The sequence below is a fragment of the Ralstonia sp. 110700041-2 genome (assembly GCF_056280165.1).
In genome coordinates this window covers 77969-97226 of sequence record NZ_JBSFAI010000003.1, presented here as the reverse complement: position 1 = coordinate 97226, position 19258 = coordinate 77969, and the positions used below count along the sequence as shown (strand labels likewise).

Annotated in this window: 18 protein-coding genes; 10 read left to right on the top strand and 8 right to left on the bottom strand. The window is 65.5% G+C overall.

What is annotated here, in order from left to right; translation table 11 throughout:
• Nucleotides 1–18: 18 nt before the first annotated feature.
• Entirely contained in the window at nucleotides 19–2679 is a 2661-nt protein-coding gene (gene cphA, locus ACUXH0_RS05370; RefSeq protein WP_182594915.1) for a cyanophycin synthetase, read from the bottom strand.
• A gap of 289 nt (nucleotides 2680–2968) precedes the next feature.
• Between cphA and ACUXH0_RS05365 the strand changes: the two genes are divergently transcribed.
• Together ACUXH0_RS05365 and ACUXH0_RS05360 are read left to right on the top strand one after the other, a co-directional pair.
• Nucleotides 2969–5275: a cyanophycin metabolism-associated ABC transporter gene (locus ACUXH0_RS05365; RefSeq protein ID WP_012430096.1), complete on the top strand. Its 2307-nt coding sequence runs from the start codon at nucleotides 2969–2971 to the stop codon at nucleotides 5273–5275.
• A gap of 22 nt (nucleotides 5276–5297) precedes the next feature.
• Nucleotides 5298–5768, top strand: a complete 471-nt coding sequence (locus tag ACUXH0_RS05360; protein ID WP_024542523.1) for a cyanophycin metabolism-associated DUF1854 family protein — start codon at nucleotides 5298–5300, stop codon at nucleotides 5766–5768.
• Nucleotides 5769–5798: 30 nt separating this feature from the next.
• Here ACUXH0_RS05360 and ACUXH0_RS05355 read toward each other — a convergent pair whose 3' ends face one another.
• Complete coding sequence (locus ACUXH0_RS05355) at nucleotides 5799–6941, bottom strand: serine hydrolase domain-containing protein (RefSeq protein ID WP_012430094.1); 1143 nt, start codon at nucleotides 6939–6941, stop codon at nucleotides 5799–5801.
• A 197-nt stretch (nucleotides 6942–7138) separates the two neighbouring features.
• Between ACUXH0_RS05355 and ACUXH0_RS05350 the strand changes: the two genes are divergently transcribed.
• A complete protein-coding gene (locus ACUXH0_RS05350) occupies nucleotides 7139–8752 on the top strand; it encodes an OpgD/OpgG family glucan biosynthesis protein (RefSeq protein ID WP_012430093.1) in 1614 nt (537 codons plus the stop codon).
• A gap of 51 nt (nucleotides 8753–8803) precedes the next feature.
• Here the strand turns inward: ACUXH0_RS05350 and ACUXH0_RS05345 are convergent, their stop codons facing one another.
• On the bottom strand, nucleotides 8804–9247 hold the full coding sequence (locus ACUXH0_RS05345) for a hypothetical protein (RefSeq protein ID WP_012430092.1): 444 nt from the start codon (nucleotides 9245–9247) through the stop codon (nucleotides 8804–8806).
• A 166-nt stretch (nucleotides 9248–9413) separates the two neighbouring features.
• Nucleotides 9414–10229, bottom strand: coding sequence for an OXA-60 family carbapenem-hydrolyzing class D beta-lactamase (gene blaOXA / locus ACUXH0_RS05340; RefSeq protein ID WP_012430091.1), 816 nt, complete (start codon nucleotides 10227–10229; stop codon nucleotides 9414–9416).
• A 191-nt stretch (nucleotides 10230–10420) separates the two neighbouring features.
• Here blaOXA and ACUXH0_RS05335 point away from each other — a divergent pair, with 191 nt between their 5' ends.
• The 3 genes from ACUXH0_RS05335 (at nucleotide 10421) to pcp (ending at nucleotide 13250) form a co-directional block, all read left to right on the top strand.
• A complete protein-coding gene (locus ACUXH0_RS05335) occupies nucleotides 10421–12019 on the top strand; it encodes a hypothetical protein (RefSeq protein ID WP_012430090.1) in 1599 nt (532 codons plus the stop codon).
• Nucleotides 12020–12104: 85 nt separating this feature from the next.
• On the top strand, nucleotides 12105–12524 hold the full coding sequence (locus ACUXH0_RS05330) for a MarR family winged helix-turn-helix transcriptional regulator (protein WP_004627946.1): 420 nt from the start codon (nucleotides 12105–12107) through the stop codon (nucleotides 12522–12524).
• A 78-nt stretch (nucleotides 12525–12602) separates the two neighbouring features.
• Nucleotides 12603–13250 (top strand): pyroglutamyl-peptidase I, encoded by a 648-nt coding sequence (pcp, locus tag ACUXH0_RS05325; protein WP_012430089.1) that lies wholly within the window; start codon nucleotides 12603–12605, stop codon nucleotides 13248–13250.
• A gap of 65 nt (nucleotides 13251–13315) precedes the next feature.
• Here the strand turns inward: pcp and ACUXH0_RS05320 are convergent, their stop codons facing one another.
• The 3 genes from ACUXH0_RS05320 to ACUXH0_RS05310 are packed head-to-tail and all read right to left on the bottom strand — an operon-like array spanning nucleotide 13316 to nucleotide 14882.
• Nucleotides 13316–13942, bottom strand: a complete 627-nt coding sequence (locus ACUXH0_RS05320; protein WP_012430088.1) for an FMN-dependent NADH-azoreductase — start codon at nucleotides 13940–13942, stop codon at nucleotides 13316–13318.
• Nucleotides 13939–14388 (bottom strand): GNAT family N-acetyltransferase, encoded by a 450-nt coding sequence (locus ACUXH0_RS05315; RefSeq protein WP_004627953.1) that lies wholly within the window; start codon nucleotides 14386–14388, stop codon nucleotides 13939–13941. The genes ACUXH0_RS05320 and ACUXH0_RS05315 overlap by 4 nt, the downstream gene beginning before the upstream one ends.
• On the bottom strand, nucleotides 14385–14882 hold the full coding sequence (locus tag ACUXH0_RS05310) for a carboxymuconolactone decarboxylase family protein (RefSeq protein ID WP_012430087.1): 498 nt from the start codon (nucleotides 14880–14882) through the stop codon (nucleotides 14385–14387). The genes ACUXH0_RS05315 and ACUXH0_RS05310 overlap by 4 nt, the downstream gene beginning before the upstream one ends.
• Nucleotides 14883–14960: 78 nt before the next feature.
• On the opposite strand from ACUXH0_RS05310, the gene ACUXH0_RS05305 reads away from it, so the two are divergent.
• From ACUXH0_RS05305 to ACUXH0_RS05295, 3 genes are all read left to right on the top strand, one after another.
• Nucleotides 14961–15476: a MarR family winged helix-turn-helix transcriptional regulator gene (locus ACUXH0_RS05305; RefSeq protein ID WP_012430086.1), complete on the top strand. Its 516-nt coding sequence runs from the start codon at nucleotides 14961–14963 to the stop codon at nucleotides 15474–15476.
• Nucleotides 15477–15588: 112 nt separating this feature from the next.
• A complete protein-coding gene (locus ACUXH0_RS05300; protein ID WP_012430085.1) occupies nucleotides 15589–16248 on the top strand; it encodes a PadR family transcriptional regulator in 660 nt (219 codons plus the stop codon).
• 100 nt (nucleotides 16249–16348) lie between these two features.
• Complete coding sequence (locus tag ACUXH0_RS05295; RefSeq protein WP_012430084.1) at nucleotides 16349–17176, top strand: siderophore-interacting protein; 828 nt, start codon at nucleotides 16349–16351, stop codon at nucleotides 17174–17176.
• A gap of 13 nt (nucleotides 17177–17189) precedes the next feature.
• Here ACUXH0_RS05295 and ACUXH0_RS05290 read toward each other — a convergent pair whose 3' ends face one another.
• Nucleotides 17190–17441: a hypothetical protein gene (locus ACUXH0_RS05290; protein ID WP_182594914.1), complete on the bottom strand. Its 252-nt coding sequence runs from the start codon at nucleotides 17439–17441 to the stop codon at nucleotides 17190–17192.
• A 216-nt stretch (nucleotides 17442–17657) separates the two neighbouring features.
• On the opposite strand from ACUXH0_RS05290, the gene ACUXH0_RS05285 reads away from it, so the two are divergent.
• Complete coding sequence (locus ACUXH0_RS05285; RefSeq protein WP_182594913.1) at nucleotides 17658–19247, top strand: methyl-accepting chemotaxis protein; 1590 nt, start codon at nucleotides 17658–17660, stop codon at nucleotides 19245–19247.
• The last annotated feature ends 11 nt before the right edge of the window (nucleotides 19248–19258 follow it).

Here is a 19258-nt window from a genome sequence, read left to right as displayed (position 1 = left end):
CTGACTCAGGCCCGATCGTCAGTTCTGGGATTCGGCACGGCCCATCCACTGGTGTACCTGCTGGACGGTGCCCTCGATGGCACACTCATCGCATTGCAAAACCAGCAGGTCGCCTGCTGTGACCTGCGAGAGCGCCGCGTCCACGACATCCCGGCGCTTGGCCGCTTCGACGACGACTTCAGCCACGCGACCGCCTGCCTGCAACCCTTGCTTGAGCAGCGCGCGTGCTTGGCGATCGAACTCGGCATCGGTGCGCTTGACGCTGGCGTCTTCGCACAGCAGCACGCGGTCGAATGTCTGTCCGATAACCGTGCCTTGCGCCACCAGGTCTTCATCGCGGCGTTGCAGGCCGGCGCCGAACACAAGCGTGCGGCGTTGCGCCGGGAAGTTGTCCAGCGCAGCGGCCAGGGCTTCCAGTGCCGACGCGTTGTGCGCGTCATCCACCACGATCGTGGCGCCATGGTGCTGGAACAGCGTGAAGCGGCCCGGCACATCCACCTGCCCCACATCGAAGGTCATGATGCCGGCGCGCATCAGATCGTTCGAAATGCCCAGAGCCCAGCCGGTGGCCACAGCCGCCAGCACGTTTTCAAGCTGGAACGGCACGCGGCCGTCGTAGGTCAGGGGAATGGCCGACACGTCGGCCAGCGCCAGTTCGGTCGGGCCAGTAGCGAGCACCACCTTGCCGTCGCGCACGAACACGGCCCGTTTGCCAGCAGCGCGATGCGCGGCGATGGCCTCCAGATCGCCCGACAAGGCGAAGAAGATCACTTCGCCATCGCACAGCTCTGCCATTTCAACGAGGCGCGCATCGGCGGCATTGAGCACGCCGACGCCGGTCTTCAGCACCACGTCGATCTGCGTGCGCAGGACGCTGACCATGCGGTCTTCGTCTTCGACGTAGAAATCGCCCAGGTGATCGGGCTTGCCGAAGTTGGTGACGACGCCCACCTGGCAACGGTCATACGGCAGCCCCTGCGAGAGGATCATGCCGCTGTCGCTCTCGAACACGGCGGCTTCCACCGCGCGGTTCATCAGGATGCGATGGCAGGCGTCCCACGCGGCGCGGTCGGTACGCGCGCCGGATTCCACTTGACGGCGATCGAGGTACAGGCCATCGCTGCAGCCCAACCCCGTGTGCTTGCCCGACAGTTGCAGCATCTGCGCCACCAACTTGGCCACGACGGTCTTGCCGTTGGTGCCCGTGATGCCGACGATAGGAATGCGGCCATCGTCCTGCGTGCCATCCTTGTCGGAAAACAGGTGGTCGACAATCGCGCGGCCCACGGGGCGTGGTTCGCCCTGGGCCGGCCGAATATGCATCAGCAGACCGGGCCCGGCGTTGACTTCGACAATGGCGCCGCGCTGCTCGTCCAGCGGGCGCGAGATGTCTTCGGCCACCAGGTCTACACCGGCAATGTCGAGTCCGACAACCCGCGCGGCCAGCGATGCGTGCGCGGCCACGCTCGGGTGCACGCGGTCGGTCACGTCAAAGGCGACGTTGCCGTTGCGCTGTATCAGCACGCTGCGGCCCGCGGGCGGCACGGCGCTGCCGTCGGCATAGCCCTGGCGCTTGAGTTCGAGGCGCGCGGCGGAATCCAGGCGCACGCAGTTCAGCGGGTGTTCTTCGGTGTTGCCGCGGCGCGGGTCGGAGTTGATCTGCGATTCGATCAGTTCTTCGATGGTCGAGTTGCCATCGCCGACCACCGACGCGGTTTCGCCCATCGCCGCCGCCGCCAGGCGGCCGCCCACCACCAGCAGGCGGTGTTCGTTACCGGAGACGAAGCGCTCGACGATCACGCCGTTGCCTTCCTCGATGGCCACGGCGTAAGCGGTTTCCACCTCTTCGCGCGTCATCAGGTTCGTGAATACGCCGCGGCCGTGATTGCCGTCGTAAGGCTTGACCACCACCGGCACGCCGATGTCTTCGGCCGCATCCCAGGCGTCTTCGGCGCTGTCGACCATGCGCCCTTCCGGCACCGGCACGCCGCACGACTGCAGCAGGCTCTTGGTCAGGTCCTTGTCGCGCGAGATGGATTCGGCGATAGCGCTGGTGCGGTCGGTTTCGGCCGTCCAGATGCGGCGCTGGCGAGCGCCGTAGCCGAGTTGCACGAGATTGCCGTCCGACAGGCGGATGGACGGGATATTGCGGTCATCGGCGGCTTCGACGATGCAGGCGGTGCTGGGGCCCAGGCACTGTTCGTCCACCATGTCGCGCAGCGTTTCGACGGCGGCGTCCACGTCGTACGGGCGGTCTTCGATGGCCGCCATGACCAGATCACGGGCGGCGAACAGGGCAGCACGGGTCACGTCTTCGTGCCAGGCGCGGACGATCACCTTATAGACGCCGCGCACGGGTGTCTCGCGCGCCTTGCCGAAACCGCCGGGCATGCCGGCCAGGTTCTGCAACTCGAGGGTGACGTGTTCCAGGATGTGCCCCGGCCAGGTGCCTTCCTTCAAGCGCATCAGGAAACCGCCGCGCACGCCGGGGCTGCAGCGGTGCTCGATCAGCGTGGGCAGCCATGTCGACAGACGCTCGTAGAACCCCGGAATCGTGTTGGAGGGAGAGTCCTCCAGTTCACCAATATCGACCCATGCCTCCAGCACTGGCCGATATGTCCACATATTCGGGCCGCGCAGCGACATGACATCGAGAATCTCAATGTCCTTCTTCTTCATTGAATTTGCTTGGAAGCAGGGGGCGATGTACCCGTGAATTGGTCCGTGAAACCGAACCGTTACCTTTCAATAACGTTACAACGGCGTCGGCGTTGACGTCTTGAGCCCGGAGTGCGTTGTGCAGCGCACCAAATGCCGTGCTGGCGTGGCTATGTATACTTGCGAGCAAATTTTGCAGGCCGCAACAATTGCGACGCCGCACTCTTGCCTCGATTTATGTTCGTCCTTTTCCCGTTTTGGGCTGTTTTTTGGCCATTTGGACGCGCTTTTTGAATTCTTTGCGCCACTGATGACCCAGTCCTCCCCATCGTCCGCCCCCACCGTCGTCCGCGCTCAGGAACCCTGGCGTGTCGTGCTCGGCTCAAGCCTTGCTCCAGAAGAAACCGTCCTGGCCGGGCTGCAGCTGGATTTGGACGCGAGATTGCATTTTACCCAAGGGTGGCTGGTTGTTACGAACCGTCGCCTGATCGGCCAAGCCGTGGGTGAAAAGGATTTGCAAAGCTGGGACATCGCCCCCGGCATGACGCTGGCCCACAGCGACCACGCCGGCGTCGGCACGCTGGAGTTGTCCGACGGCCAGCGCCGGCTGGCAAGCTGGCGCTACACGCTGGGCCACAATACCGACGCGCTGCGGCTGGCCGATGCTTTCGACGCCCAGCGCAACGCCCTGACCACCGGCGCCAAGGCCGCGCAGCCCGACGCGGACATCTGCCCGACCTGCAAAGCGCCCCTCCCGGCCGGTGAAGACAACTGCCCGCAATGCAGCCGTGAACTGGAGCAGCCGCCCTCGACCTGGGCGCTGCTGCGCCTGTGGCGCTTCGCCCAGCCGTATCGGTGGGAATTGCTGGCCGGTTTCGCCCTGCTGCTGATCGGCACGGCCGCCACCCTGGTGCCGCCGTACCTGACGATGCCCTTGATGGACAAGGTGCTGATCCCCTACCAGAACGGGCAGCCGGTCGATTACCGCCTGGTGACGCTCTATCTGTCCGGCCTGTTTGGCGCCGCGCTGGTGGCCTGGGTGCTGGGCTGGGCGCGCACGTATCTGCTGGCGCGCGTGTCCGAGCGCATCAGCGCCGACCTGCGAACGACCACCTACGAGCACCTGCTCAAGCTGTCGCTCGAATATTTCGGTGGCAAGCGCACCGGCGACCTCATGGCGCGCATCGGTTCGGAAAGCGACCGCATCAGCGTGTTCCTGTCGTTGCACCTGCTCGATTTCGCCACGGATGTGCTGATGATCGCGATGACGGCCGTCATCCTGGTTTCGATCGACCCATGGCTGGCGCTCGTGACACTCGTGCCGCTGCCATTCATCGCGTGGATGATCCACCTGGTGCGCGACCGCCTGCGCCACGGCTTCGAGAAGATCGACCGGATCTGGTCGGAAATCACCAACGTGCTGGCCGATACGATCCCGGGCATCCGCGTGGTCAAGGCCTTTGCGCAGGAAAAGCGCGAGGTGACGCGCTTTGCCGAGGCCAACAAGCACAACCTGGCGATCAACGATCGCGTCAATGCGGTGTGGTCGCTGTTTACCCCGACCGTCACGCTGCTGACCGAAGTCGGGCTGCTGGTGGTGTGGATCTTCGGCATCTGGCGGGTGAGCCACGACGCCATTACCGTCGGTGTGCTGGTGGCGTTCCTGACCTATATCAGCCGCTTCTACACGCGCCTGGATTCCATGAGCCGCATCGTGTCCGTCACGCAGAAGGCGGCGGCCGGCGCCAAGCGGATCTTCGATATTCTCGACCACGTGTCGAGCGTGCCCGAGCCGGCCAGGCCCGTGCATCTCGAGAAGGTGAAGGGCGCGATCGAACTGCGCGACCTGGGCTTCCGTTATGGCAACCGCGCGGTGATCCGCGGCCTGAACCTGTCGATCCAGCCGGGCGAGATGATCGGGCTGGTGGGGCACAGCGGCTCGGGCAAGAGCACGCTCGTGAACCTGATCTGCCGTTTCTACGATGTGTCCGAAGGCGCGATCCGCCTGGATGGCACCGATATCCGCTCGCTGCCCGTGTCGGAATTCCGACGCAACATCGGCCTGGTGCTGCAGGAGCCGTTCCTGTTCTTCGGCACGATCGCCGACAACATTGCCTACGGCAAACCCGACGCCACGCGCGAAGAGATCATTGCCGCCGCGCGTGCCGCCCACGCCCACGAGTTCATCCTGCGCCTGCCGCACGGCTACGACTCGCTGGTGGGTGAACGCGGCCAGGCCCTGTCGGGCGGCGAACGCCAGCGTATTTCGATTGCGCGGGCCCTGCTCATCAACCCGCGCATCCTGATCATGGACGAGGCCACGTCTTCCGTGGACACGACCACCGAGAAGGAAATCCAGAAGGCGCTCGACAACCTCGTGCAGGGCCGCACGACCATTGCCATCGCGCACCGTTTGTCGACGCTGCGCAAGGCGGATCGCCTGGTCGTCATGGATCGCGGCCAGATCGTCGAAGTCGGCAATCACGATGAGCTGCTCGCGCGCGAAGGGGCGTACTACAAGCTCTATCAGGCGCAGGCCCGCAATGTCGATGCCGAAACCGATCTGACCAGCGACGGCGAGCGCGTGGACGCCGCGGCGCCGGCTTACGCGCAGTGATCCCCACTCTGAAATGACTGCGATGCAAACGCCCGATTTCGCCCTGAGCCGCAACGGCTTCGGCAAACTTGTGATGACCCTGGCCGACGGCACCGTGCATGAAGGCGTGGTGCCCGTGCGCGCGTTCCCGATCTCCGCCGCGGGCGAGGGCTTGAGCCTGATGAGCACGGACGGCCGCGAGCTGGCATGGATCACGCAACCCGACGCGCTGCCCACGCCAATGCGCGCGCTGATCGAAGCCGAACTCGGCGCGCGGGAATTCATGCCCGAGATCCGCACGATCGTCGGCGTATCGACCTACGCCACGCCCAGCACGTGGACGGTGCAGACCGACCGCGGCCAGACCGACCTCGTGCTGCGCGGCGAAGAAGATATCCGCCGCCTGACTGGCACCACGCTGCTCATTTCCGACAGCCACGGTATCCACTACCTGATCCGCGATCTGCTTGCGCTGGACAAGCACAGCCGCAAGATCCTCGACCGGTTCCTGTAAGCCCCATTCAGACGTTCAGCCGCGCAGCCGTTACCGGGGCGTTGGCTGCACGGCTGTCATCACCTCGTTGAGCAGGGTTTCGGCCTGTTTCCAGATTGCGCGCTGGTTGTAGTCGCCCGCCGTGGTGACGACCACCAGGTCTAGCCCGGGCACGATCCACAGGCGCTGGCCACCGTTGCCGATGCCGCCGATCCACGCGTATTCCGCGCTGCCAGCCGCCACCTTGCCGAGCCACCACTGATAGCCGTACTGCAAGCCCATGCCGGTGTCGATGTGCGGGCGCGTTGATTCGGCAATCCACTCGGCGGGCACGAGTTGCCGCCCGTTCCATTGGCCATGCTGCAACACAAGCTGGCCGATGCGCGCCAGGTCTCGGGGGCGCAGGCGCACCCCGGCAAACGCCAGCGGACGGCCACGGTAGTCGTCCACCCATTCCCAGTCGGTGATACCCAGCGGTTCGAGCAGTTGCTTGCGGGCGTACTCTGGCACAGGCATACCCACGCGCTCCGCCAGCAGTTGCGCAAGCACTGCCGTGTTGCCCCCGTTGTAATTGAACTGCGTGCCAGCCGCAGCCGCCATCGGCCGGTCAAACACGTAGTGCGCCTGAGACGTGTGCCAGAACAGCCCGAACTCGTCGTTGTTGAACAGGCTCGTCGCACGCCATTCGTTCCAGGCCAGGCCGCTCGACATCGACAGCATCTGCGAGAGCGTGATCGCCTCACGACCGTCGCGATTCAGATCCGCCAGCCCCGGAAACAGCGACAGCACCGGCGTGTCGAGCGGCGGCGTCTTGCCTTGCCCTTGCGCAATGCCCCACAGCAGGCTCGTCACCGATTTGCTGATCGAGCGGATGTCGTGAAGCGTGCTGGCATCGAACGTGCGCGTGGTGCGGAACAGATCCTTCACCCGCTCATCCTTGCCAGCACGATAGACCTCCGCCACCAGACGGCCGTGGCGCACCACGAGCAGGCTGTGGAAATTGATATCGGCGTCGGCAACATTGCGCAGGACGGTGCAGAGTTGGCCGGCATCGAAGCCGGCTGCGGCGGGGTCGGCTTCGACCTGCCAGCCGTCGTTCAACCGGGCGGGCGCATCGCAAGGTGCCGCCTGGGCGCCGCATACCGTGCAGACCCATGCCAAAGCGATGCCGATGCTGCGAAGTCGTCGCGCCATCCCAGCCCCCCAGGTCGATGTTCCGCCAAGTATCGTAGCCGGCACTTGAAGGTGCAAACCCGCTGCGATGAATGGTCGTTCTGCGCGTCTGAACGGCAATGGATCGGCCATCCGGTGGACCCTCCACCCACGTCGGAACCCGGGCCCGCGTTACCATGTCGGACCCTTCTTATTCATCAGTCACATCACAGGCACCTATGGTCACACGTCGAACCCTTCTTGCCTCCGCCTCGGTTACCGCCACGCTGGCGGCGCTCGGCATCACGCCCGAAGCACTGGCCGCCGATCGCGTCAAGCTGGGCGATGCCGCGCCGTTTTCTTTCGATGCGCTGATCGAGCGCGCCCGCACGATGGCCGGCAAGCCTTACACGCCCCCTGCAACGGCGCCGGCCGACATCCTGTCCAAGATCGACTACGAGGCACACGGCAAGATCAAATTCGACACCGCCCACGCACTCTTTGCGGACGGCCCCGGCCAGTTTCCGGTGACGTTCTTCCACCTCGGCACGTTCTTCCGCGCCCCGGTGCGCATGCACGTGGTGGAAAAAGGCGCCGCCCGCGAAATCGTTTACGACGAATCGTACTTCGACATGCCCGCCGACAGCCCGGCGCGCAAACTGCCGCGCGGCAGCGGCTTTGCCGGTTTCCGCTTCCAGGAAAGCCGCCTGGGTGACCAGAAGAAACTCGACTGGAAGAAGAACGATTGGGTCGCCTTCCTGGGCGCGTCGTACTTCCGCGCCATCGGCGAGCTGTATCAGTACGGGCTTTCCGCACGGGGCATTGCGCTGGACGTGGCGCAGGCCGGCAAGCCGGAAGAGTTTCCCAATTTCACGCACGTGTGGTTCGACACGCCGGCAGACAACCGCGCCGATTCCGTGACGATCTACACGCTGCTCGACGGCCCGAGCATCACGGGTGCATATCGCTTTGTCATGCACCGCACGAAGGGCGTGGTGATGGACATCGACACGGCCATCTTCCTGCGCAAGGACGTCGACCGTTTCGGCATCGCGCCCGCCACGTCGATGTACTGGTTTTCGGAAACCGCCAAGGGCACCGCCACTGACTGGCGCCCCGAGGTGCACGACTCCGACGGCCTCGCCCTCTGGACCGGCAATGGCGAGCGCATCTGGCGCCCGCTGAATGATCCGCCGCGCACGATGGCGTCTGCCTTTGGCGACAACAACCCGCGCGGCTTCGGCCTGCTGCAGCGCGATCGCGATTTCAACAACTACCAGGACGGCGTCCACTACGAGCGCCGCCCGAGCCTGTGGGTCGAGCCGCTGGAAGGCTGGGGCGAGGGCGCCGTGCAGCTTATCGAAATCCCGACCGACGACGAGATCCACGACAACATCGTCGCCATGTGGGTGCCGAAGGCACCGGCGCGTGCGGGCAGCCAGTACCGTCTACGCTATCGCCTGCACTGGCTGGCCGATGAACCGTATCCGACACAACTGGCGCGCTGCGTGGCCACGCGCATGGGCAACGGCGGGCAGCCGGGCCAGCCGCGGCCGCGCGGCGTGCGCAAATTCATGGTCGAGTTCAAGGGCGGTCCGCTGGAGAAACTGCCTTTCGGCACCAAGCCGGAGGCCGTGCTGAGCACCTCGCGCGGCACGTTCTCGTATGTGTTTACCGAAGCCGTGCCGAACGGCGTGCCGGGCCACTGGCGCGCCCAGTTCGACCTGACGGTCGACGGGAAGGAACCGGTCGACATGCGGCTGTTTTTGCGTGTGGATGGCAAGCCGCTGTCCGAGACGTGGCTGTATCAATATCACCCGTTCCAATCGCCGGTGGGGCCAGTGGCGTCCTAAACGCCGTCGCAGCGGTCCACAAACAAGGCGGGGATTCCCCCGCCTTTTTCATTACTGGTAGGACAGCGTCACCACCGCGAGCGCTGGTTCCACCCCCGGCGCGCGCGACAAGGTCAGCGTGCCGTTGTTTGCCGTCAGCAGGTTGGCCTTGAAACCGCCGTATTTGGCCAGGACGTCCGCCTTGCTGCGTGCATCGCCCACCCGCAGGGGGTTGAGCGACGATGCCGCGCGAGCCTCCACCGACACATCGACCGGCACGGCCCGCACCGCTGTCGAGCGAAAGTCGAGCACCACCTGATCGCCTGACGCAGAGCGACGCGCCTGCAAACCCTCGCCCGTGCCCGTCGCCTGCAGCGCTGGCAGCACACGGAACCCCGCCTCGACGATGGCGCCCGTGAAATAAATCACGCCGTCCTGGCTGCCGGCCGCAAGCGCGCCACTCGCTCCGACGGCCGCCGTGATGGCGACGGCCATTGCCTTGTAGACCCTGAACATAAGACCCCCGATGCCCGACCCTTGGGCGATGTGTCACATCCGCCCGTCTTCAGCCGGTCTGACGCAACAGTTTTTTACGATTTTCATCGTCCTCTGGATCGATCTGATTGGGGATTCCGAACATCCCTGATTGCGAGTCAGACAGGGTTCCTCGCAAATCCACCTCTCACGGTGCCGGCCACACCGCCAGCGCCTGCATCAACTGCTTGCCCAGCGGGACTCGCTTGGCCATATCGCCCTCGCGCGGCATGTCGATGTTCAGAGCAAAGGCATACACGTGGCCGGCACGCTCCACCCAGCCGACCCACCAACCGATCTCCGGCTGGTATTCGGTGGCGACGCCGGTCTTGGCATACAGCGCGGCATCGCCCTGCTGCTCGATCAACAGCATGCGCTGGACCATGTCCCACGTGCGCGGCTTCACCGGCAACTGCTTGAGCGCCATGCGGCTGGTGAAGCGCGCTTCTTCGAATGCGGAAATCTCCAGCGGGCCACGCAGCCAGAATTGATCGATCACGCTGCCGAGCTGGCGATTGCCGTACTCAAAAGCGTCCACATAAGCCTGCATGCGTTCAAGGCCGACACGCCGTGCCACCTCCTGGTATATCGGCACGGCCGACAGGCGGATCGCCTCGGGCAACGCCATGTCGTGCTCCCACTGCTGGTAAGGCTGCGGCTTGCCGCCGTAAGGCAGCACTTCCTGATCGTCGCGCACGGCCCCGGTGTCGAAGGCGATCAGGCTGTTCGGAATCTTGAACGTCGATGCCGGATGGATGCGCCGCGCGGCGCGCGCCGGATCGACGACATAGGTGCGGTCGGCGCCGATGTCCATCAGTACAAAGGTGCCCGAGACACCCGCGTCGTCGAACGCGCGCTTGAGGTCATTACGCACGACCAGCTCGGCGTGGGCGGTGGTGGTGCTCATCGCAACGGCGCAGGCCGTGAGGGCGGACGCGAAAGTCTTCGACCAGCGAGAGAACATGAAAGGCTCCTTGAAATGGGTAGATGGCTGCCGGCAACCGTCGATGCGCACAGGCACCGGCGCTGCGCATCGTAAGGAGCGCTCCGTGCTGCCGCCAGCGTGCACAACAAGCTGCACGTCACGCGCGTAACGCCTGTAACAATGGGTGTGGCGCACAATGGCGCCACATTTCGCTTCGCCTGATTGTTTGCATGACGCCGCCCACCCTGCCCGCCCTCCATGTCGAGCTGACCACACCGCAAACTGTGGATGGACGACGCGCCCCGTTCCAGAGCCTGTGGCTGCTCGTGCGCCTGGCCTACGCGCATCGTCTGTCGCCGGAGCAACCGCTGGTGCGCCTGGCCGACCTGCGCGGCGCTGTGTCGGACGCCAGCACGCAGCGCATGATGATCAGCCGCGCCTTTCGCGACTGGCAGAACTGGGGCGTGCAGGCAGGCTGGGGCGAACAGCGCGACCGCGAGCCCCGCTTCCTCAACGCAGACAAGCGCAGCCAGGGCCCGTTCTGGCTTACGCCTGAAGACGCGGCGCGCGTGGTCTGCCTGGTGGAAGGACGGATTGCCGATGACACAGATGTGCGCGCCTTTCTCGGTATCGCCGCGCCGGAAAGCAGCACGGACAACAGCGCCGAAGCCAACGCCAGCGCGCTCTCCGGCCCTGCGCCTGGCACGCCCAACCCCGCGTTCTGGCACGCCTTTCTGACCGCGCGTCACGCCATGCGCGAAGGCCGACTGCTGCATGCGCTGAGCACCGGCACAATTGCCTCCGACACCGAGCGCGGCGGCGCCCTGCTCGCCTTGCGCCACGCTGGCGACGCCGCAGACAATGACTTCCAGCGCGCCCTCGTCACCCTGGGCGAGGCAATGGCCGCGCGCCGGCTGGGCGACTCGACACGCGCCAGCGCCCTGCTCTCGCAGTTGCGCGCGCACCGCCGGCAGCGCCATGTGCTGGGCAACGACTACCTCGCCGCCATGGAGCGCATCGTCACCGCATGGTGTGCGTATGACCGACGCGACCTCGACCTTGCCGCCGGCCTGCTCGCCCGCCTCGCCGATGCCGAGCCCGGTCGCAGCCTGCTGCGCTATCACCCGCAGATCCGTTTTGAGTGGAACAACTTGAGCGCCCTCATCGAGCGCGCCCGCCTGCTCTACGCGGATGCCGACGGCATTGCATTGGAGGCACGCGCACACGCCGCACAGCGCATCGTCGCGCAGTTCGAAACCGCGCTGGCTGCCGCGCTGGAAAGCCAGGCCTCCGACGCCGTGCAGCAAGTTGCCGCCAACCTCGGCATGACGTGCTGGCTGCTGCGCGACGTGCTTGGCAACGCGGTGCATGCCGACGGCACGGTCGATGCCGTCCGCTGGCTGGCCATGAGCGAATGGCAGGCGCTACGCAACGGCGGGCCGCTGCAATCGGCGTGGAACGCCATCGCGCTGATGCGCATAGCACGCGCCGACACAAGCCGCGCAGCGCTCAAGTTGAACGACCTCGGTACGCAAGCGGGCCCGTTTGCCGAGGCCTTTGACGCGCGCTACTGGCCGCAGCGCTGGTCCGACGTTGCCGCACTGCGTCTGCGCGAACACGACAGCGGCCGCCATCGCTACGGCCACGTGCAGGTGAGCGGGTTGCTGCTGGAGCTGGCGTGGTTTGCTCACGCAGACGGCGATCACGTTACTGCTCGCACGGCGATGAACCGCCTCGCGCAAGCCACGCAAGACCTGGCACCGCACGATCGCGCGTACTTCGTCCAGGCACTGAAGCAGCTGACGCAGATGGCGGATGCGCCGCCCTGAGCTGCACGCTGAGCCGCCCCCCCAGTAGATCGATGGATGAATAAATTCGTTGTATCCCTAATGATCCGTCGCTAGACTACGGTATATGTTTGATCACTGCCTGTACTTCAACACCACCGCTCTGGCGCGCTCGGTCGAGCGCGAATGGACGGTCGCGTATGCGCCGTTCAGCCTGACGCCGCCGCAAGGGTTCGTGCTGCGCGTGGTGCTCAAACGACCCGGCGTGCTCAACCGCGAACTGGCCGAGGTGCTGGGCATTGCGCGGCCCACTGCCACGCGTCTTGTGGACGGCTTGATCGCCAAGGGCCTGGTGGAACGCCAACCTTCTGCAGAGGACGGCCGAGAGTGGAACCTCTTCCCCACGGAAGCCGCCCGTGAACTGGAAACCGCGTTGCAGGCCGCCAGCGCCAAGGTGGCGCGGCGCTTGCGCGAGCATGTCGGCGCAAGCGCGTTCGACGATACGGTGCAGGCCATCCGTAACGTTCGGAGTACGCTGAACACGTAAGACAAACGGGGCGGCCATTGCCGCCTTTTTGATCGGAAAATAGTTGCATCACTACGGATATTACCAAGGAGCGCCTGCATGACTACCGTTCTTGTCACCGGCATCGAGCCGTTTGAATCCGACCCCACCAACCCTTCGTGGGACATCGCGCAGGCACTCGACAGCACGCAGGTGGACAGCGCGGTCATCGTGGCGCGGCAGTTGCCGTGCGTGTTTGGTCTCGCCAACGAAATATTGGTGGACGCTATCGAGGCCACATCACCCGCCCTGGTGTTCGCGCTGGGGCTGGCCACGGGCCGGACGGAGATTTCGGTGGAGCGCGTAGCCATCAACGTGATCGACGCACGCATTCCCGACAACGCGGGCAACCAGCCGGTTGATACGCCTGTGGTGGCCGATGGGCCAACGGCGTACTTCTCCACCCTGCCGATCAAAGCCATCGTGCATGCGCTGCGCGAGGCCGGCGTGCCCGCGGGCGTGTCGCAGAGTGCAGGCACCTACAACTGCAACCACCTGTTCTACGGTTTGATGCACCACATTGCCATGCGCGCGCCGCAGGTGCGCGGCGGCTTCATCCACGTGCCGACCACGCCCGAACTGGCAGCGCGGCATGCGGGCCGGCCGAGCCTGTCGATCGATACGCAGATCAAAGGAATACGTCTGGCGGTGCGTACGACGCTGGCCACGCAGTCAGATCTGAAGATGAGCGCAGGTGCAGTGCATTGACACGCGCACGCGAATGGCTGGCCGGCGCCGCGGACCTGGCACGCTGGCTCTTCGCGTGACAGTCCTCAGGCCACCAGCGGCATGAGCAACATCCGCGCAGCCAGTTCCTGCCGGAAACTTTCGAAGGCCTGCATGGCGGAATCAGCACCGCGCGCAGTGTTCTGCAAGCGGATGCCTTCCACCTGATGGATGCCCACCGTGGCAAACACATAACGCAGATATGGCATCAGGAAATCGGTCTGCGCGTGGGCGCCGTCAAAGTGGCCGCCTGAAGCGGATACCACCAGCACCGAGCGATCGGTCAGCATGCCCACCTTGCCCGTGGGCGTGCGGCGGAACGTGCGTTCGGGCCGCACCACCAGATCGATCCACGCCTTCAACGCCGAAGGCACCGTGTAGTTGTGCACCGGCGTGGAAATCAACACGGCATCCGCTGCTCCCAGTTCGCCGATCAGCGTTTCCGACAGCGCAAGCGCTGCACGGTGCGCTGCGGTGCGGTCGGCATCGGGCGTGAGGCTGGCCTCGACAAAACCGGCATCGGGATGCGGCAACGGCGTGGCCGCCAGATCGCGCTCGATGACGCGCAGGCCACCAACGGCCTCTGCCAATTGTGCGACCACCCACTTTGCGCCACGCCGGCTGTGCGAGCGATCGTCGCGCGGGCTCACGGTCACGTGCAGCAGTGTTGTCATCGCGCAGCCCCCGTTTTCGTGTTCATGCCAAAGCGCAAAGCGCCTGCAAGCAGCCCGTTGCGATAGTAGAAGCGATGGCCAAGCACGTTGGACAGCGGCGTATCGAGCACGAGCCGCGCACAGCCCAGGCGCTCGGCTTCGGCTTTGAGGTGGCTCATCAATACGTTGCCGAGGCCGCTGCTGCGCAGGTTGGCGTCGGTCACCAGATCGTCGACATACAGGAACGGCCCGTAGACGAGGTTCTCCTGCTGCCGATAACCCGCCAGCGCTACCGGCACCCCGTCACGCCAGACGGCGATGAGGCGGTAGCCGTCTTGCACCTGCCGGCGCCAGCGCGCGACCAGCTCGTCGGCGTCGGCAAGATGCGGCCGCAGTTGGTGCATGACGGGAAAGCACGCACGCAAGGCAGCTTCATCTTCGATGGGGCGGACGGCGTCCATGGTCATGCTTGCTCCGCGGTCACGGCAGCCGGCACCTGCGGCGCAAAGCGCATTGCGACGGCAATACGGTTCCACGCCTGGATGTTGGCGACGGCGGCTGTGAGGAAGGCGACTTCCGTCCTGGAGAAATGCTCGAGCACGGCGTCGTATTCGTGATCCTCCACCCCGTGGTCGGCCGCGCGGGCCAGGGTGGTCAGCGCTTCCGTCCAGGCCAGCGCGGCGCGCTCGCGCGGCGTGAAGACCGCCGGCGTGTCGCGCCAGACCGCCACCAGATCGAGCTTGGCCGGCGCCACGCGCAGCTTGCGCGCCAGGTTCAGGTGGAATTGCACGCAGAACGCGCAGCCGTTGATTTGCGAGGCGCGCAGCTTGATGAGTTCGGTCAGCGGCTTTTCCAGCCCCGAGGCGTCCACCGCCTTACCGAGCGCCTGCAGCGCCGGCGCCACGCCGACGGCAGTATCGACAAATTCCGAGTAATCCATGCGAGGGGAAAGATCTTCCATGTCTGGCTCCTGTTGAGGGTCCATGTAAGGAGGAGTGGTAATATCAGTGCTCGAACATCATATTCGAACTCTTACATCATGAGCAAGCGTGCTACCGCCGGCAAGGACAACGACACCTCCCGCAACGCGCCCTCCATCCCCGAGCCCGGGCAGGGCAAACGCGGTGAAGAAGGCTATCTCGGCTACCTGCTGCGCCAGGCCAGCGCCGCTCAGCGGCTGCGCATGGAGCGCGCCATGGCCGACGTGGGCGTCACGCTGCCGCAATTCCTGGTGCTCACGATGCTCCGCGCCTACCCGGGTATCTCGAATGCCGACCTCGCCCGGCTGACCATGCTGACGCCCCAGACGGTAAGCGTCATCGTCACCAACCTGGAGCGCAGCGGCGCCATTACGCGCCGACCCCACGCGGTGCACGGCCGCATCCAGCACATCGACGTCACCCCGGAAGGGTCCGCCCTGCTCGCCGCGTGCCGAAAACGCTCGGGCGGCATCGAGCAGGATCTGCTCGAGGGGTTCACGCCCGAAGAGGAAGAGGTCGTGCGGCGCTGGCTCGTACACGTCGCCAAGCTCGGTAGCGACAAACCTGCCTCCTGATTGGCCGATCCGTTCTTCCGCCTTCGCGATTGATGCCTTGACTTCTGGACGGCCGCCACTATCATTAGATGTATCTTACGATATATCTGATGATGCTCTTCAGGAGAATGCAATGCGCGGTTGGTTCGGACATCACCACAAAATGTGGATTGAAAAGCATTTCATGATGGGTCGCCACGGTCATGGCGGACACGGGTTCGGGCGTGGCATGGGCGGCCCCGGCGGCTATGGCGAAGGTGACGACGAAGGCGGCAGCCCCTGGCGCGGCCGCCGGCTCAGTTCAGCCGACCTGCAACTGGTGCTGCTGGCGCTGCTCAAGGGCACACCCCGCCACGGCTATGAGTTGATCAAGGCGGTGGAAGAGCATTCGCTCGGCTTCTACACACCGAGCCCGGGCATGGTGTACCCAGCGCTGTCGTATCTGGAAGACCACGGTTTCGCTTCCGTCACTGTCGAGGGCAACAAGAAGCGCTACGGCATCACCCCCGAAGGCGAAACATGGCTGGCCGAGCGCCAGCACAGTGCCGATGCCATCCTCGCCCAACTGCGTGCCATGGGCGAGCGCGTCAAGCGCATGAACGAAGCCATGGCCTTCGACCGCGAAACCGACAACGCCGCCGAATGGACGGACACGGGCCACGACCCGCTGCGCACCGCGCGCTGGCGCCTGAAGTTTGCCCTCATGGAAAAACGCTTCGCTTCGCGCGAAGAACAGCAACGCGTGGCAGACATCCTGCTACGTGCCCTCAAGGAAATCACCGGCGAGCGGTAAGCGGTAAGCGGCAAGCAGCAGCATCTGTTCAGCCGCCCCGGGCGATGTTTGGTCGCCCGCGCTACCGCGTCGGTCCAGTCGGTCCATTCCGCAGCCATCTATGTTTGCCTTCAATCGCACACAAGGTCTCATGTCGCAGCTGCTCAGTTCTGTCAAACCCGCCACACGCCGCATGCGCGTGCGCGTGCGCGCAATCCATACACTGTCGCCGCGCATGCGCCGCGTAGTCTTTACCGGCGTGGCGGCTATGGATCTCGCTGATCTGGCTGGCGCGGCGCCCGGCGCGGCCATCAAGCTGATGTTTCCGCACGATGCCGCGGGCCCCGGCCGCACGCTGGGGCGTGCTTACACCATCCGTCGCTATCACGCAGCGCGCGATGAACTGGAAATCGATTTTGTGGTGCACGACGAAACACCGGCCGCGCAGCATGGCCCCGCTGCACGCTGGCTCGAACACGCCGCCCCTGGCGATGAAGTGGAATTCGCCGGCCCCAAGCGCGGATTCCGTGCCGACCCAGCGGCGCCGTGGACGCTGCTGATCGGCGATGAAACCGCGTTGCCCGCCATCTTCGCGATTTTGGAGGCGTTGCCCGAGCACGCGCAGGTGCTGACCTATATCGCCATTGGCGACGCCCGCGCCCGACTCCCGCTGGAGGGCGCCCTGGCCGAGCACCCGCGCAGTCGCGGCATCCACTGGGTGGAGAGCGACACGGCGCACGCCGGCGCCATGATGGTCGGTGCGCTCAGCGCTCAAGCCATGCCGGCCGGCACGCCGCAGGTGTTCCTGGCCGGCGAGGCGTCCTTGCTCAAGCAGGTCCGCACGCTGCTCGAAGGCGCCTGGGCCGTGCCGCACGATGCCATCGACGCCAAGGGCTATTGGACGGCCGGCCTCTCGCGTGAAGAACGCAAGGCGAGCGAGGCGCGCTGATCTCCGGGTCGCGTCAGGTCGCGACTTCCGTCTGGGGTGTGGCGCCCCTCACCCACTCGCGCAACAGGCGCTGCCCGTGCAGCAGCGCCGCGTCCATCGCTTCGCGCGGCGAGCCGAACGTGCATCCGGGCCGCACCGGCCGCGAGCCCGACAACGATTGCCCTTCCGCACCGCGGAAGACCACCTCGACACGCGCCTCCCAGCCCCGCCCGCCAGCGGGAACCACACGCGGGACGATCTCAACGTCTCCACAGATCTTGTGCACCTCGTTCCTCCGTCTGCAGCGCCTGAACAGCGCATTGCCCGCAATCTAGCAACGGGCATGCCAACCTGCGCCGCTCTTGGGATTTGATCCAGATCAACTTGCGGCGCAGACATGATCTTTAGGCCGCCCGCAGCATGCCGATGCAAAGAAGGACAGTGTGCCTTTCACGCTCACGCCTCCTTTCGACCATCCGCGCCCACGAAGCGCGGCACCATCATGCGCAAGAACCTGCCGGTCACCCAAGCCGAAACCGCCCTCAACCCGACGGACTACCTCATCTCCCGCACCGATCTCAAAGGCCTCATCGTCTTCGCCAACCCGGCGTTCGTGCGCATCAGTGGTTATGCGCACGACGAACTGATGGGGGCGCCGCACAACCTCGTGCGCCACCCGGACATGCCCGAAGCCGCCTTCGCCGACTTGTGGGCCACGCTGCAGGCCGGCAAGCCGTGGCGCGGCTTCGTCAAGAACCGCCGCAAGGACGGCGGCTTCTACTGGGTGCTGGCCAACGTGACGCCGGTGTTTCAGAACAACGCGGTGGTCGGCTATACGTCGGTGCGTTCGATGGCCATGCCCGCGCAGATCGCACGCGCACAACGCGCCTATACCGCGATCAACGAAGGCGACACGTCGTACACCGTGCGCGCCGGCCGCATTCTGCGCACGGGATGGCGGCGCGTCGTCAACCTGTTCCAGATCGACAGCCTGCGCTTCAAGGTGATCGGCCTGCAAACGCTGATTGCATCGGCCATCCTGATCGGCACGGTGTGGGCGCACATCGCGCTGGAAGCCGCCGATCTGCATGGCGCAGCGTGGCTCGTGTTCAGCCGCGATTGGCTGTGGCTCACCGGCGTGGGTTGCGCCGGGCTGGCAACGATGTCAGGCGTGCTGCTCGCACGCACGCTGATCCGACCATTGGAAGAAGCCGCGACGCTGGCCACACGCCTGGCTGCCGGCGATCTGACCACCGTAGTCGAAGCCCGCTCCAGCGACGAGCTGGGCGAAGTCATGCGCGCCATGGGCACCATGCGCGCAAGCCTGTCGTCCATCGTGCGCGACATCCAGGACGGCGCCGCCAGCGTCGCCCACAGCACGCAGCAGATTTCCGCCGGCAACCATGATCTCTCCGCCCGCACCGAGCAGCAAGCTGCCGCGCTGGAAGAAACCGCTTCGAGCATGGAAGAGCTGACATCGATGGTCGCGCAGAACGCCGACCACGCCCGCGCCGCCAGCGCCCTTGCCGAGCAGGCCTCCACCATTGCGGCTGACGGCGGCCAGGTCGTGCAGCGCGTCGTGCAAACCATGGACGCCATCCGTGCTGACAGCCAGCGCGTGACCGAGATCATCGCCACCATCGAGAGCATCGCGTTCCAGACCAACATCCTTGCGCTCAACGCGGCTGTTGAAGCCGCGCGCGCGGGCGAAGAAGGCCGTGGCTTTGCAGTCGTTGCCGGCGAGGTGCGCAGCCTCGCGCAGCGCAGCGCGCAGGCCGCAGCGCAGAGCAAGGAGATCATCCGCGCATCCGATCAATCCGTGCGCGACGGCGTGGATCTCGTCCATAAGGCGGGCGCCACCATGACGCAGATCGTGCAATCGGTGCAGACCGTCACGCAGCTCATGTCGGAAATCTCCGCCAGCTCGCGCGAGCAGAGCAGCGGCATCGCGCAGATCAACGCGTCGGTTTCGCAGCTCGATGGGGTCACGCAGCAGAACGCCATGCTGGTGGAAGAAGCGGCGGCGGCCACCTCGGTGTTGGCACGCCAGTCGGAAGATCTGAAGCACGCCATCGCGGTGTTCCGCGCATAGCGCCGCAGCAG